The sequence below is a fragment of the Colwellia sp. BRX8-4 genome (genome assembly GCF_014077345.1).
Lineage (GTDB): Bacteria > Pseudomonadota > Gammaproteobacteria > Enterobacterales > Alteromonadaceae > Colwellia_A.
The window spans coordinates 36,038-50,715 of the sequence record NZ_JACGVS010000023.1 but is presented as its reverse complement, the minus strand read 5'-3'; the positions used below and the strand labels follow the sequence as shown (position 1 = coordinate 50,715).

The 14,678-nt window shown below is 38.5% G+C and carries 11 protein-coding genes and 1 pseudogene; 7 read left to right on the top strand and 5 right to left on the bottom strand.

The features are described 5' to 3' along the window. Positions 1–2: 2 nt before the first annotated feature. The 3 genes from H4J56_RS16405 to H4J56_RS16395 form a co-directional block, all read right to left on the bottom strand. Positions 3–1,370, bottom strand: coding sequence for a cytochrome ubiquinol oxidase subunit I (locus H4J56_RS16405; RefSeq protein ID WP_182259614.1), 1,368 nt, complete (start codon positions 1,368–1,370; stop codon positions 3–5). A 112-nt stretch (positions 1,371–1,482) separates the two neighbouring features. Continuing rightward, complete coding sequence (locus H4J56_RS16400; protein WP_182175603.1) at positions 1,483–2,028, bottom strand: GbsR/MarR family transcriptional regulator; 546 nt, start codon at positions 2,026–2,028, stop codon at positions 1,483–1,485. A gap of 270 nt (positions 2,029–2,298) precedes the next feature. Next, positions 2,299–3,666: a M17 family metallopeptidase gene (locus H4J56_RS16395; protein WP_182216218.1), complete on the bottom strand. Its 1,368-nt coding sequence runs from the start codon at positions 3,664–3,666 to the stop codon at positions 2,299–2,301. Positions 3,667–3,815: 149 nt separating this feature from the next. Between H4J56_RS16395 and H4J56_RS16390 the strand changes: the two are divergent. The 5 genes and pseudogenes from H4J56_RS16390 to H4J56_RS16370 form a co-directional block, all read left to right on the top strand. Next, a pseudogene (locus tag H4J56_RS16390) lies at positions 3,816–4,094 on the top strand (alpha/beta hydrolase family protein); the annotation flags it as partial. 401 nt (positions 4,095–4,495) lie between these two features. Continuing rightward, entirely contained in the window at positions 4,496–5,527 is a 1,032-nt protein-coding gene (locus H4J56_RS16385) for a hypothetical protein (protein ID WP_182216220.1), read from the top strand. Beyond that, the gene (locus H4J56_RS16380; protein WP_182251508.1) at positions 5,524–6,519 is read left to right on the top strand and encodes a hypothetical protein; all 996 of its coding nucleotides are present in this window, start codon (positions 5,524–5,526) and stop codon (positions 6,517–6,519) included. Before H4J56_RS16385 ends, H4J56_RS16380 begins: the two co-directional genes overlap by 4 nt. A gap of 417 nt (positions 6,520–6,936) precedes the next feature. Continuing rightward, positions 6,937–8,262: an NAD(P)/FAD-dependent oxidoreductase gene (locus H4J56_RS16375; protein WP_182259613.1), complete on the top strand. Its 1,326-nt coding sequence runs from the start codon at positions 6,937–6,939 to the stop codon at positions 8,260–8,262. Between the two features lie 150 nt (positions 8,263–8,412). Continuing rightward, complete coding sequence (locus H4J56_RS16370; protein ID WP_182259612.1) at positions 8,413–10,059, top strand: FMN-binding glutamate synthase family protein; 1,647 nt, start codon at positions 8,413–8,415, stop codon at positions 10,057–10,059. A gap of 253 nt (positions 10,060–10,312) precedes the next feature. On the opposite strand, the gene H4J56_RS16365 is transcribed toward H4J56_RS16370, so the two are convergent. Both H4J56_RS16365 and H4J56_RS16360 read right to left on the bottom strand, forming a co-directional pair. Continuing rightward, positions 10,313–11,398 carry an L-dopachrome tautomerase-related protein gene (locus tag H4J56_RS16365; protein ID WP_182259611.1) on the bottom strand — a complete coding sequence of 362 codons (1,086 nt, stop codon included), beginning with the start codon at positions 11,396–11,398 and terminating at the stop codon, positions 10,313–10,315. Positions 11,399–11,474: 76 nt separating this feature from the next. Beyond that, the gene (locus H4J56_RS16360) at positions 11,475–12,500 is read right to left on the bottom strand and encodes a zinc-binding alcohol dehydrogenase family protein (protein WP_182259610.1); all 1,026 of its coding nucleotides are present in this window, start codon (positions 12,498–12,500) and stop codon (positions 11,475–11,477) included. Between the two features lie 138 nt (positions 12,501–12,638). Here H4J56_RS16360 and H4J56_RS16355 point away from each other — a divergent pair, with 138 nt between their 5' ends. Both H4J56_RS16355 and H4J56_RS16350 read left to right on the top strand, forming a co-directional pair. Continuing rightward, the gene (locus H4J56_RS16355; protein ID WP_182216230.1) at positions 12,639–13,574 is read left to right on the top strand and encodes a LysR family transcriptional regulator; all 936 of its coding nucleotides are present in this window, start codon (positions 12,639–12,641) and stop codon (positions 13,572–13,574) included. A 322-nt stretch (positions 13,575–13,896) separates the two neighbouring features. Beyond that, on the top strand, positions 13,897–14,427 hold the full coding sequence (locus H4J56_RS16350; RefSeq protein ID WP_182216231.1) for a hypothetical protein: 531 nt from the start codon (positions 13,897–13,899) through the stop codon (positions 14,425–14,427). The last annotated feature ends 251 nt before the right edge of the window (positions 14,428–14,678 follow it).

Here is a 14,678-nt window from a genome sequence, read left to right as displayed (position 1 = left end):
ACTTATCCCTCGATTGATTTACTAGGTGTGTGAATAACAGGTTTTACTTGTTCATCGATACTGAATTCTTCAAGTTCAATCGCTCGTCCTGCCATCGTAAATAGGGTGTGTAGGTAGGCAACCATAATGACAACATATAAAGTCAAATAAAGTGTAAGTGTAATTCCTACATTTGCTGGTGCTATATCTGTCGCTGCATCTTTTACCGTTAAAATCCCTGTCACTAGCCAAGGTTGTCGGCCAATCTCAGTGACATACCAGCCCGCTAATGTGGCGACCCAACCCGAGAAGCTCATCGCAACCAGTACTTTTAATAGCCAAGGGGGCAATTGTTTTTTACGCCACAATTGAAAATGACTAAACCAAGCGACAATAAACATGAAGAGACCTAAAGCCACCATGATTCTAAAAGCAAAGAACACCGGCGCAACAGGGGGATGGTTACCTTCAAATTCGTTTAGCCCCTTTATTTCGCCATCAAAATCGTGTGTCAAAATAAAGCTGGCCATTTTAGGAACGGCTATTTCAAAATGATTGGTTTTTTGCTCTTCATCAGGAAGTGCAAATAACAACAGCGGTGCTCCTTTTTCGGTATGCCAAATACCTTCCATGGCAGCAATTTTTTGTGGTTGATGTTCTAAGGTATTTAACCCATGCATATCACCTAACAATATCTGTACTGGTGCCAGCACCGCAGCGACTGTTAACGCTATTTTTAGCGTTAATTGTGGCGCTTTTTTGTTATCACCCTTGAGTAGGCGATAGGCACTTATACCCGCAACTAAAAATGCTGCCGTTAAACCAGAGGCAACCAGCATATGAGACAACTTGTAAGGGAATGATGGGTTGAAAATAATAGCAAACCAGTCAACGGGGAATGCGACACCATCGCGCATCTCATGACCTTGAGGCGTTTGCATCCAAGAGTTAAGTGCTAGGATCCAAAATGACGATAAACTGGTACCAAAAGCGACAATTAACGTTGATAATGTATGTACTCGAGCCGAAACTCGATTCATACCAAATAACATAATGCCTAAAAAACCAGCCTCTAGAAAGAAAGCAGTGAGTACTTCATAACCCAATAATGGTCCCGCTATATTACCGACTGTTTCCATAAATTTTGGCCAGTTAGTGCCAAATTGAAACGACATAGTAATACCGGTAACCACACCTATTGCGAAGGTAAGGGCAAAAATTTTGACCCAAAAACGGTAGGCCCGCATCCAGATAGGATCATTGGTTTGGTCAAAGCGTAATTTGAAATAAAACAAAAACCAGCTCAGTGCGATGGTTATTGTTGGAAACAGGATATGAAAGCTAATATTAGCGGCAAACTGGATGCGTGAAAGCATTAAGGTTTCTAACATGATTTACTCCATAAACCCTAGAAAACACGAGTATCATCAACGGGTTTAACGTTTAAAGTGACAATTTTTTATAACATTAATGTGCTAGCTTTAAAAAAGTCAAAGTGACAATTTAGTTTTTATTTAAAAGTTTATCTTTTATATCAATAACTTTACTGACACCGGCACCAAGTTTCATTAATGTATTAAGTTTTTCTGGGCTCATGCTTTGTAGTTCTGCCGCCCAATGGGTAATCGTTTCAAGTAGGTCATGCATCTCATGCATTTTTTGCTGTGCATATTGTTCTTGAGGGTTAGCGGGTTCATCTAAAAGATTATCGCGTAATAGTGACAGGGTAGGGTCAACCTCACGTTTGCGACGTTCTTCAAAGACACGTATTGCCATTTCCCAAATAGACCCAGCCGGTGAGTAATATTCTTTGCGATCTTTGGGTTTATGTTGTACTTGAACTAAGCGCCAAGACTGTAATTCTTTAATACCCATACTGACATTACCGCGAGAAATGTTGAGGGCTTCTGATATTTGTAGCGCAGTGAGTGAATCATTGTGAATAATTAATAAACCATACATTTGACCTACGGTGCGGTTAAAGCCCCAGCGACTGCCCATTTCACCACAGTGCATAACGAACGATTCGATTTTAGCTGTCATAATCATAATTAAGTCTTCTGAACTTTCAGTAATTTCTGAAAGTTTAAACCTTTGTTGATTTAGATCAAGTGTTATTTTGAATATTATGGCTTTTTTTTGATTATTGAGTGAGGTACTCAGCTCGTGATAAAGCAAGGTGTTGTTAAGTGAGGTACCGACAGAAAAATGGGGAAAGTATCAATAAAAACTAGCTTTGGTAGCGACAGACATTTATGAATAAATGCGGCGCAAAAGCACCGCAGTTATTAACTTTTATGGCGATGTGGTTTTAATTGCTTATTTATACTTAGCTTGTAAGTAATCAAATACGGCGCGAATACCAAAAGCTTCACCGCCAAGGGGGCGCCCTGGTAAAGCTCTGATATTAAATGCCATCACGTCAAAGTGAACCCAATCAGTCTCTTTTTTAACAAACTCTTGTAGATATAATGCCGCGGTAATTGCACCACCAAAGGGTATTGCGGCGCAATTGGTCATATCAGCAATAGAGCTTTTCAGTAAATCACCGTATGGGCTATAAAGGGGCATACGCCAGACCGGATCGCTAATTTTGCTGCCCGCTTGGGTAATACCTGCAGCAACTTCATCGCTTGTTGAGAAAAATCCTGGTAATTCTGTGCCTAAAGCAACACGCATTGCGCCAGTTAGGGTTGCAAAATCAATAATTAAATCAGGCTGTTCGGTGTCAGCTTCTGTTAGAGCATCACACAATACTAAGCGACCTTCTGCATCAGTGTTGTGAATTTCAACGGTAATACCTGCGCGTGTAGTAATAACATCACCAGGTCTTATGGCATTGCTCGACACGGCATTTTCTACCGCAGGAATGAGTACTCGTAGATTAATTGGTAGGTTATGCGACATAATTAGTTGAGCTAATCCGAGGACATGTGCAGATCCGCCCATATCTTTTTTCATATTACGCATACCAGCAGCGGGTTTTAAGTCGAGACCTCCACTGTCAAAGCAAACGCCTTTACCCACTAACGTTACTTTTGGGTGATGGCTATTACCCCAAGTTAAGTCAATTAAACGAGGTGCATGCGCACTCGCGCGACCAACGGCATGTATGGTTGGGTAATTTTGTTCGACCAGCTCATCACCAATAATTTGCTGAACTTGGCCGTGATACCTATTAGCCAAGTTTTGCGCACAGTCACCAAGATCTATTGGCATCATATCAGCTGCTGGCGTATTGACTAAGTCACGTACTAAAGTCGTTGCCTCGGCATATTTAATGGCACTGTCGACTATGGTCTGATTATTAACGGCTAAGCAGGGAAGCGGGTCATTATTTTTGTTTTTTGTTACATAACGATCGAATTTATAGGCGCCCATTAGCCATGAAAAACAGATGGCTTGTTGCTGTTCATCTTTCGCATGTAACAAATACTGACCAGGAGGAAGTTGCTTAATTAATTCGCCACAGGCAAAGAAGTGATTGGCATCTTCAACAACAAATACTGCTAGCGACAACTCCCCTTGAGTATTAGGTAATAACGCTAAACCTTCAGCTTTATAATTAGTATTGGCTAACCATGCTTGGTTTTGCTGAGTTTGCTCGCTTAACCAGTCGTTATAGTTATTTTTGTTGATGATAAAAAGTGATGTACCTTTATCGTCGGCACGTAGTAACTGATTCATGAATTTCCTTAGGACGAATTGATTGGTTTTTATGTCTTGCTAGATTGTAACCTAAGCAAGATTAAGTTGAAGTGCTATCGGATGTTTCTGGCCTAATTATAAAGTAATTATTGCGAGCATAGATGTTTGTAAGTGAAATACCCACCGAACCCTTCTGCTTTCAAGGAGAAGAGCGTAGTTTTTGGGAAGGTCAACCAGCCTATGCATCGATGCCACCGTTCTTTCATGCAGAAAAAATTAATGAGCCAATGTTGATGCTCCACGGTAAAGAAGATCCAAATTCAGGTACTTTTCCAATGCAATCAGAACGAATGTTTGCTGCGCTAAAAGGACTTGGCGGTAATGCTCGCTTGGTGATGCTACCACATGAGCAACACGGTTATCGAGCCAGAGAGTCGTTGCTCCATATGCTGTGGGAACAATATTAATGGTTAGATATACATGTGAAAAACCCCACTAATAGCGCTACCCCTGAATAAAATTTATCAGGCGCTTTACCTATCAAATAATCGTTTAAGTAAAAGCCATGTCAACTGCTTATCAGTGAGCATGGCGAATTACTCACCGCAAAATAATGATATTTTAAATTTCAGCAAATCAATAATAAGTTAGCGAATAAGGTTATGTTCATTATGAAAATCTATATAACATAAACTAATGGCGCTCTATTGTTGTTTAATTTATAGGCTGCACCTATAGTTGGTTATTGAACTTAAATGGATTCAATTTGACTTAGCTAGGATAGCGCCTTTCCTTTTTTACTCGGCTGAATCTTCACGTTCGTAAAGTCTATTTAATTTAACATTGACGTCGATATTTGGAGAAAAAAATGAGCGATAAACCCGTCTTAATTTTAATGCATGGCATTGGAATGCACACCTCTGACTCTTTTAAAGAAGACGTTGTTGAGTCAATTAACAATGCATTGGAAAGGTATCCAAGTTATAAAAAACTAAAAATTGAAAATGAATTGATCATTCATAGTATTAGTTATGACCATCTATTTGAGAAGATCCGTAAGGAAATTTCAAGCAGCAGTAAAACAGTTGAACACTTCATTAAAACTCAGCTGGCGGGTGTTGATACGCCTGACTTAATGAATAAATTGATAGGTATTGATGCCAATCTGGGGAGTGATACCTTTGAAAATACTCATGCCTTAGATGTTATCCTATATTTGTCTATATTTGGTGAAAGCGTTAGGGGCTTTGTTATCAAAGAGTTAGTGAGTATATTTGGCCAACACAGTGCAGGTACGACTTATCATTTTTTAACGCATTCTCTTGGCACGTCAGTAATGCATGACTCATTAAATAAACTCTTTCCTGATGAAAAACCGCTCGGTCAACCGCAAATATCTACCTATTGGAGTTTCGCTAATGTTAGCGATTTAGTCACGTGGGCTTCTGGTTTAACTTCACCTTATCAATCTATTGTTAAACCTGGTGTTGGCGGAATAATGAATGAATTTTATAATATCTATCATGAGTGCGACCCTATTGCTTTTGATTTATTTAGACGCTTCGATCCTAAAAATAATGGTAGTTGGATAAGTGAATCAGCGTTTGATAATGCATATCGAAAAATTGTTACTAAAGAATTTAGTCGCAAGAATACCCATTCAATTAAAGGGTACATTGAAGATCCAAAAGTATCTTATCCTTTACTTTATACATTTTTAGATGACTTCGACCCCAGCTCTACTGAGCAAACACAAGCTAATAAGGCATTTAAACATTATCAAGGAGAGCTAAATAAAATTAAAAATTATCAACAAACAGGCGGCTTTACTGCTGACATTAAGGGATTAGTGGCAGCTATCACCGGTTTTATTAGATATTTCAAGGAGGATAAACAATGAAATATTTATTGGCGGCTATTTTACTTGCCTTGATATCTTTATCTTCTTTTTCTGAAGAGCTTATTTGTCAAAAACACGACGCTACAAAAGGGAAGGTTTTTATTAATATGTATGAGGGTGTTGATGATATTTCTCTGAAAATATGTAATAAACTTCTTGATGGCTCAGAAGTCGATCAAGCGATGAATGCTTGGTTTATTAATTGGAAGGAAAAACTTTCCTTGCATGTTAAACCGCTAGAAAAAATGGGTGTCGACAGCGATTTTATCATCAACAATGCTTATCAATCGTTAACCACATTGTCGTACCCTAAAAATATTAATGCCTCAAAAAGCACTAAGACAGGAAAATATCATCTAAAGTATAACAATGAAGAAATTGCAGTTTTAGATAATGCTGACTGTAAGGGGTATGGCCCAAAAAACTGTAAGATCCTCTTTGATAATTTGCATAAGGCAATTGTTGCTCCTTTTGAATCTTCTTATAAATATGCCAATTCAAAAGCAGGTATGAATATAGCTTTAAAGAACACTGCATGGTCAAATTATTTTGAAAATTCGCGTTCACAAACGTTTATAGATTTAGCCATTAATACTTGGTATTACCAAGATAAATTAAAAGAAAACCGTTTAGTTCCACCCCCCAATAAACAGTACTTTGCCTTACATCCTTCTATTATTATGCATTACAGTGTCGATGCTGAACATGGCGAACAGATGAAAGAAGCACTTGCTATAGAATGGGCGGGGATTAATTACTGGCAGTTAAAGATACCTTTGGGACTTTCAGTCGTCTCTACCTATGCAGATAGAGTTTCAGTTAAGTCGGTATCTCACGGGGTTATGTTTCACATAAACAATACTTATTCTTTTGGTTTAACGACTAACAGCGAGCAGCAGCATGGTGTTTTTGTTACTTTAGATTTACTGAAATTATTCGAAGATAAAAAGTCTAACTATAAAAACTATCTTAACAACATAAAAGATCTGTAAATTTTAGCCTAGATATTAACGACTTCTATTGGTAATGAAGTCGTTAGTAATATTTAGGATTAACTTATTATTAATAAGGCTGGAGATCAGATAATTTAGCAAAGTAAGTATAACACCCAGGCCGAAAACCCAACTAGATCTACTACTCAAGGCTGAAAGAGAGTCTGCATATTTAAAATGTTCTAATTTAAAATAGACTCGTGTCGCAGCCATAAGAAAGAACACAACACCAAGAAATGGACCTAAACGTTTAAACCAGGAAGACACGCTTTATCCTTAGTGCATTCATAAAGATAGCATGATAGTTTATTACATATTCGCTAACTTAAGCATAGATTAAGGTAGGGAATATCTAATACAAATAACGCTAGCTTTTAATGGTGTTGGCTCATTATAGTTTAAGGATCAGCGAATAAAATGTTAATCAGGCCTTGGTGGCGAAAACCGACCATTTCTTCAGACCCCATTGTTATAATCGGTGGTGGTGCAGGAGGTTTAGAGCTTGCCACTAAACTCGGCAAGTATTTTCGAAAAACCAAACAAAAAGTTATTTTAATCGACCAAAATAGAAAACATGTTTGGAAACCACTTTTACATGAAGTCGCTTCAGGCTCACTTGACGCAGATATAGATTGTGTTGATTATTTATCCCATGGTGCGCGTAATGGTTTTTTGTTTCAGCTAGGTGTAGTTGATGGACTCAACCGAGAATCGAAGCATGTACTTTTAAAACAATTAAATGATCAAGACGGTGCTTTAATATTTCCTGCTCGCCAGGTTAAATACTCATTATTGGTATTTGCGTTAGGGTCTGTAACGAATGACTTTAATACGCTGGGAGCAAAGGAGTACTGTACATTTCTTGATACTTGTGAAAATGCAGAGCGATTCCATACTGAGTTACTTAATGCTTTTTTACGACTTAAAGGGGACGATACGCGCAGCAGTCTCAATATTGCCATTATTGGTGGTGGTGCTACAGGCGTAGAGCTTGCTGCAGAAATAGTAAAAACCTCTGAATTACTGAAAAATTATGGATATGACCATTTATCAAAAAAGAGTCTAGATATTCACATTGTAGAAGCAGGGCCTCGGATCCTTGCTGCACTTCCTGAACGTATAGCGCAAAGTGCACAACAAGAACTAGAGGCGCTTGGTATCACCGTAAATACTAACACCGCGGTTACTGAAGTTACGCCCAACAGTGTAATAACAAAAGATGGTCGTGAAATCGCTAGCAGCATTACTGTTTGGGCGGCGGGCATAAAGGGACCTGATTTTATGCAAGCTATTGGCGGTTTGGAAAGTGCAAAGAACAATCAATTATTGGTTAATCCATTCCTGCAAACCCCTTTAGACACCGATATATTTGCTCTTGGCGACTGCGCCTCATGCACGACATTAAAAGGGATAAAAGTTCCCCCTAGGGCGCAAGCAGCACATCAAATGGCATCGACTGTCTTTACCAATATTATTGCTAAATTAGCATTGAAGCCCTTGGTTGCCTATGAATATATCGATTATGGTTCCTTGGTGTCATTGTCATCTTACACGGCAGTAGGCAGCCTAATGGGAAACATTAATCAACGCAGTATGTTCATCGAAGGTAAGTTGGCAAGATTGGTTTATATTGGGTTATACCGCATGCACCAAGTGACACTTTTTGGTGTGCTTAAAACCTTACTCATTGTCCTTGTTGGTAGGGTTAATAGAGCGTTAAGGCCTAACCTGAAATTACATTAACTGGTGGGTGGTGAATATGATTGATAAAGATTTTCAGTCTCTATAGGCTTTACACCTATTTATTACCGCCATACATCAAAAAAATAATATTATCCCATTGATCAATGGGGTTAAATAAGCAGATTAGAAATATAGTAGGATATTTAAAAAATGACTTCAGCGCAAAAATTTTACTGGCAAGTTTTAACCCTAGGTAACATCAGTAGCTTTATCTTACTTTATACCATTGCTGGTTGGTTCCCTGGTTTTTTGGTGTTTTTTACCCTGACCTATTCAATAGTAGGTGCATATGATCTTACCCTAAGTAAACATACCTTAAATAGACTGTATCCGGTTCTTGCTTACTTTCGTTACTTCTTTGAATCAATACGAACAGAAGTTCAACAGTATTTTATTGCAAATAACACCGAAGAAATGCCTTTTAATCGCGAACAAAGAGATCTGGTTTATCGACGTGCAAAGTCGGTAACAGACACCATTCCCTTTGGCACTCAACGAGATTTAATGCAAACTAACTATCAAAGTATATGGCACTCGCTAGCACCAAAAACAATAAAGGATGAATCTAAGCACGTTTCAGTTGGCGGGCGACAATGTTCAAAACCCTATAAAGCGTCAAGATTAAATATATCAGCAATGAGTTATGGCTCTTTAAGTGCAGAAGCTATTGAAGCGATGAATCTAGGCGCAGGTGCAGGTGGCTTTTATCATAATACTGGCGAAGGTGGTGTTAGCCCTTATCATTTAAAGCATGGTGGAGACTTGGTTTGGCAAATAGGTACGGGGCTTTTTGGCTGTCGAAATGAAGATGGCCGTTTCAATCCTGTGATGTTTGCTAAAACGGCTCAATTAGCACAAGTAAAAATGATTGAAATAAAGTTGTCGCAGGGCGCTAAGCCTGGTCATGGTGGCGTACTTCCTAAAGCTAAGATAACAGATGAAATCGCGCAGATCAGAGGTGTCAGTAAAGAAGAAGATTGTGTCTCTCCGGCGATTAACCCTGAATGCAATAGCCCATTTGAATTACTGTTATTTGTTAGCCAACTTAGAGAGTTAAGTGGTGGCAAGCCCATTGGTATCAAACTTTGTGTTGGTAACCCCGCTGAATTTTTATGTCTTGGCAAAGCCATGTTGGAAAGTAACATATACCTTGATTTTATTACGGTTGATGGCGCAGAAGGGGGCACAGGCGCTGCACCCGTGGAATTTAGTAACAGACTTGGTATGACCTGCTTGGAAGGAACCTACTTTGTTCATCAGGCACTTGTTGGATTAGGACTACGTAAACAGATACGGGTGATTTCAGCCGGTAAAACAGCTTCAGGTTTTGACATGCTTAACAAGGTTGCCTTTGGTGCTGATATTGTTAACGCGGCCCGAACATTTATGATGTCATTGGGCTGTATTCAATCTAGGCAATGTGACACCAATATGTGCCCTACGGGGGTCGCCACACAAGATAAAAATCGCTCTAAAGCCATCGATATAGAAGTAAAAGGCAAACGTGTAACCTCATTTCATCATCACACCCTAAATAGCTTCTTTGAATTATTGGGAAGCATGGGACTAGATGATGTCTCGCAGTTAACTTACAACATGATAAAACGTAGAACACCAAACGGCATGTTAGAATCTAATACCCACACAGTACCTGAACTGACTGAGAGTCAGTTAACGCAAGAAAATATTACTGGGATGTGGTTAACATGGTGGAATCAAGCCTCTAGCGATACTTTTTATGTTAATGATATTGCGCCTTTGGTACCACCTGAATTAGCCGTTAAGCAAATTTCTTAATGATTACTTGAGCGTTGCGCAATACTATTTTATTGTTATCGCTGAGGTTGAGAACCGTTTAATTATCAATGAATATTGACCATTAAAGCTCTAATATCGTGGTTCATATTATGAGCCACGATATTAGGATAGAACGTCTGCTTCATTAATAAAATAGACGGTCGTATTGATAATTACCTTAATATTTTTAATGGTTAAAAGCGGCCAAAAGACTTTTTAGTGTTGATAAGCCAAGGAAAAGGGTAGCGGGGCACTAACGACCTACTTTACCTTTAACAAGTGGCTTAAAAGAAAGCACGCTATATTGCCCTTGGCTGTCATCTTTACCATTGTTGAGTATTGGCGAACGGTGAAGTTTATTAACGGTAACGTAAATTTTATCATCGTCTCCGTAACTAAAACCATCAGGCCACACAAGACGTTCATCTTTAAATAACACTTGGTAATCGCCACTAGGTTTAACCACGCCAATAGCGCCGTTAGTAATATCGGTGACATATATATTGCCGCCACCATCGATAATAATACCATCAGAAATAGGCTTAGTACCGTAGTGCTGTACTTTTTCCTCTAGCTCTTTACTTGACAGACTTTCATTTATAATTGCGCTTGTGGCAACACGATATACCGATGTGCCCGACATGGAGCCAAAGTATAACCAGTCTTCATTGGGCTCAAGAGTGATTGGGTTTACACCCAAACGCGCAGCTTGCCCGCCAATTTTCATTGTGCGACCGTCAATAACTATGTCGATGTTTTCAGCACGAGTATAATGGCTGTCTTGCAGTATTCTTCGTGCGGCACCTGTTTTAAGGTTAACAGCAATAATTGCGGCTTGACTACCTTGTGCCGTGTCAGCAATATAGATATAGCCATTTTTGTTATCAACGGCTAAGTCGTTTAGAAACGACGTATCTGTAATCGTTGGCTTTGCTAAATAAATAATTTTATCAAGCTGCTCACTTTTAGTATCCCAACCCACTAATCGTCCCGCATGATCAGGACCCGACGTATCTAGCATCCATAACACACCCTCGGCTGATACATTAATACCAAGAACACCGTAAAAACCTTTACCATTATTGTAAGCATATGCCCATTCTTCATTAGGATAAGGTTTTGTGGTGCCGTCTGGCATAAGCTCCATGATCTTTTGCTTTTGTCCATAAAATCCATGTATCGACAAAAACTTTCTTCCCGATGGCGTAATAGCAATGTTACCCGGTGGATGTTGTGCATCGAATGTAGCGACTGTGTGAAGCTCGCTGTTATTGGCTAATGTAGTCGCTGTAGTGAGTAATGCTATGCTGTAAGCTATTACTGAAAGTAATTTTTTCATTTTTATACCTATTATTAAGTTATTAATAATTATACTTAATCGTCTTAGAGAGTCTCTTACATTTGTAGGACTGCTTTTAAAAACCTTCTAAAACAATTTTTCCAATCGATTGTCCTGATTCAAGTATTTTATGGGCCGCTCTTAGGTTTTTAGCGTTAATGGTTCCTAAGTTTTTACCGACCGTAGTTTGGATATATCCTTGGTCAATCAAGTCTGCAATTTTGTTAAGTAAGCGATGTTGCTCATTGATATCTGTTGTTTTGAACATTGAACGTGTAAACATAAACTCCCAGTGCAGGGATAAACTTTTAAATTTAAGTTTACTGATATCAAGCGACTTAGGATCGTCAATTAAGGCTATCTTTCCCATTGGAGCTAACAGTTCAACAAAGCTATCTAAATAGGAGTCAGTATGCGTTAAACTAGCAACGTGTGTTACTTGCCCTATAGCTAATTGTTCAATTTGTGCTACTAGTGATTTGGAGTGATCGATAACATAATCTGCCCCCAGTTTTTTTACCCATTTTGCAGAACTATCACGTGACGCCGTAGCAATGACAGTTGCGCCTGTTAGTGCACTTGCTAACTGAACTAAAATCGAACCGACACCTCCCGCCGCGCCAACAATTAAAATTATATCGTTTGATTTTTTCTTTATCTCAGGATGTTGTTGTTTGATTAATAAGCGTTCAAACAATAATTCCCAAGCAGTAATCGCGGTTAATGGTAATGCAGCGGCCTCGCCATCGGATAAACTTTTTGGCTTATGACCGACGATGCGCTCATCAACTAATTGATATTCGGCGTTACTTCCTTGGCGATTTAAATCTCCGGCATAAAAGACTTTATCCCCAGGTTTAAAGTGACTCACTGACTCACCTATGGCCACGACTTCACCAACAGCGTCCCAACCAAGCACTTTGTATTCATCGTTCTCTGCTGCAACATTTTGACGGATTTTGTAATCTACAGGGTTAACAGCGATAGACATAACCTGTACTAATAAGTCATGTCCTGAAGCTGTAGGTTGCGATAGTTCGATGTCTATTAATGATTTAGGATTACTGATCGGTAATGATTGTATGTAGCCAACTGCTTTCATGGTTTTTCTCCAAAGCTTTAAAATTGTTAATTACGGGGAGTTAACGTTAATTGTTATGGTGATTATAATGATATGACTTGATCGCTCAAATAGAAACAGCATAATGATAGAATCTTTATCAAATTATTTTTGACAATCATGCTATTAGAAGATCTTAATGTAATCTTAAAAGTTGCCGAATTTCGCAGTATTACTGCAGCGGCAGAGAGTTTAGACATGCATACAGCAACAGCTAGTGCAGCAATAAAAAGGGTTGAACGTGCGCTTGGCGTTGATCTGTTTATACGAACGACTCGAAGCTTAAGGCTCTCTGTTGCAGGAGAAAGGTATATTCCAAATTGTCAGCAAGCATTGCAAATGCTTGACGTAGCTAAGCAAAATGTTAAAGATGATTTAGACATTATTGATGGTGAATTAAGAATTTCTATCCCCTCAGATTTAGGTCGGAATTTAGTATTACCTTGGCTTGATGAATTTATGGAAGAGCACACAGGGATCAGTGTTAAATTACATGTCAGTGATAGTAATATTGATTTCTATAGGGATCCCGTTGATATTGCCTTGCGCTATGGTTCACCAAATGATGCCAACCTTTACGGTTTTAAAATCTGTAATGTACCACGAGTTATTTGTGCAACACCTCAGTACCTAGAAGCGCATGGTATACCCAAGCATCCTAATGATTTGACCACACATAACGGTCTTCTATATAAGTTACATGACATTGTTCATGATGTATGGGAATTCTCTTATAAAAGTGAGTTTATTAAAGTCAAAATGAAAAGTAATCGCGTTTCAAACGATGCTGACCTAGTCAGGCGTTGGTGTGTAAGTGGTAAGGGAATAGCTGTAAAATCTAGTTTAGATATGTCATATGACTTGCTGAGTAACCAACTTGTGACACTATTAACTGGCTTTGTCCCTAAGCCAACAGAATTATGGATTATTTGCCCAAGTAGACAGACCATTACTCCGGCAGTTCGCCTGCTTAGAGAACACTTAAAAATAAAGTGTAACTATGTTCTTACTCAACTTATAAACAAAGGTATTTTAGCTCAAGCGGATGTCTACTAATTGAGCATTCTATTTGATTTAAATGAGCGATTTTATTGATTTGAAGTTTGATGGTAATCCTCAATGCTTTAGAGACTAGTGACGTCAATGTAGTATTCTTGTGTATAAATAGGTGAAATACCAACGGCAGTAATAAGCTTGTTGGAGAGATTTTCAGCTAAAAATAATTTCTTATGATTTGCAATAACGTCATCCGTCACTCAATTATATTAACATGACTTTAGTGCCTGTTATTGACGTAATGAACTGAAAAGCTTAATGTCTTCTTTGACTACTGAGCTGTCAAGTATGGAATACATTTAACGTAATAAAAAGGACATCGATGAAACATCTTTTATTAACTATATTAACCACTACTTTAATCGTGCTTAGCGCTTGTGGCGGCGGTGCTGATAAAAAAACACCAGAGATTAATATATTGCCACCGGTTGAGGAAGGCTTCACCTTACAAAATATTCGCTTTGATTCAAGAGATTATTATGAAGGAGAGCAGGTTACTGTTACAGAAGGTACTCGCTTTGAAGTTCAGTGGGTATCACCGACTTCTGCAGCCTACAGAATAGATTTATACTTATCGATTAATGGCGACGTATATTCTGACGATAATAAAATAGCCGGGCTTAAATGTGGTAGCGCTTCTTTCTCACTCTGCCCAAACGCAACAGGTGAAGTTCAATGTGTAATTGATGACAACAGCTTATCTTGCTCTTTTGGAAACAAATCTGTAGGAAGCGAGTCTTTTCAAGATAATGACCTATCAAGCTTAAGGTTTATTATAAGAGGTTGTGATGCCCTCAGTAACTGTGATGTAAAAACGTTTAATTTGTCAGTACAAAATAATATGGGTAATTAAAATCAACGTTTATTAAAACCGCTCTCAAAGGTAGATATCAACAGGCAGAAAATAGATGTTTCACCTAATCCAAGCCCACCAATAACTGCCAGCAAGGCTACCATAGATGTCGTTCATCATAAAAAGGCTAATGCTACTTTTGTCTGCTTATCTGACAAACTAGGCATTATAATTAATAATCTCTTAAACAGTTTATAGTACCGACTTAATAGATAACTCGTACGAAGTTGCCTATGATTGTTCACATATCA

Coding starts and splice junctions, on each gene's coding strand:
- H4J56_RS16405 (WP_182259614.1), bottom strand. CDS start 1,370: ATGTTAGAAACCTTAATGCTTTCACGCATCCAGTTTGCCGCTAATATT.
- H4J56_RS16400 (WP_182175603.1), bottom strand. CDS start 2,028: ATGATTATGACAGCTAAAATCGAATCGTTCGTTATGCACTGTGGTGAA.
- H4J56_RS16395 (WP_182216218.1), bottom strand. CDS start 3,666: ATGAATCAGTTACTACGTGCCGACGATAAAGGTACATCACTTTTTATC.
- H4J56_RS16385 (WP_182216220.1), top strand. CDS start 4,496: ATGAGCGATAAACCCGTCTTAATTTTAATGCATGGCATTGGAATGCAC.
- H4J56_RS16380 (WP_182251508.1), top strand. CDS start 5,524: ATGAAATATTTATTGGCGGCTATTTTACTTGCCTTGATATCTTTATCT.
- H4J56_RS16375 (WP_182259613.1), top strand. CDS start 6,937: ATGTTAATCAGGCCTTGGTGGCGAAAACCGACCATTTCTTCAGACCCC.
- H4J56_RS16370 (WP_182259612.1), top strand. CDS start 8,413: ATGACTTCAGCGCAAAAATTTTACTGGCAAGTTTTAACCCTAGGTAAC.
- H4J56_RS16365 (WP_182259611.1), bottom strand. CDS start 11,398: ATGAAAAAATTACTTTCAGTAATAGCTTACAGCATAGCATTACTCACT.
- H4J56_RS16360 (WP_182259610.1), bottom strand. CDS start 12,500: ATGAAAGCAGTTGGCTACATACAATCATTACCGATCAGTAATCCTAAA.
- H4J56_RS16355 (WP_182216230.1), top strand. CDS start 12,639: ATGCTATTAGAAGATCTTAATGTAATCTTAAAAGTTGCCGAATTTCGC.
- H4J56_RS16350 (WP_182216231.1), top strand. CDS start 13,897: ATGAAACATCTTTTATTAACTATATTAACCACTACTTTAATCGTGCTT.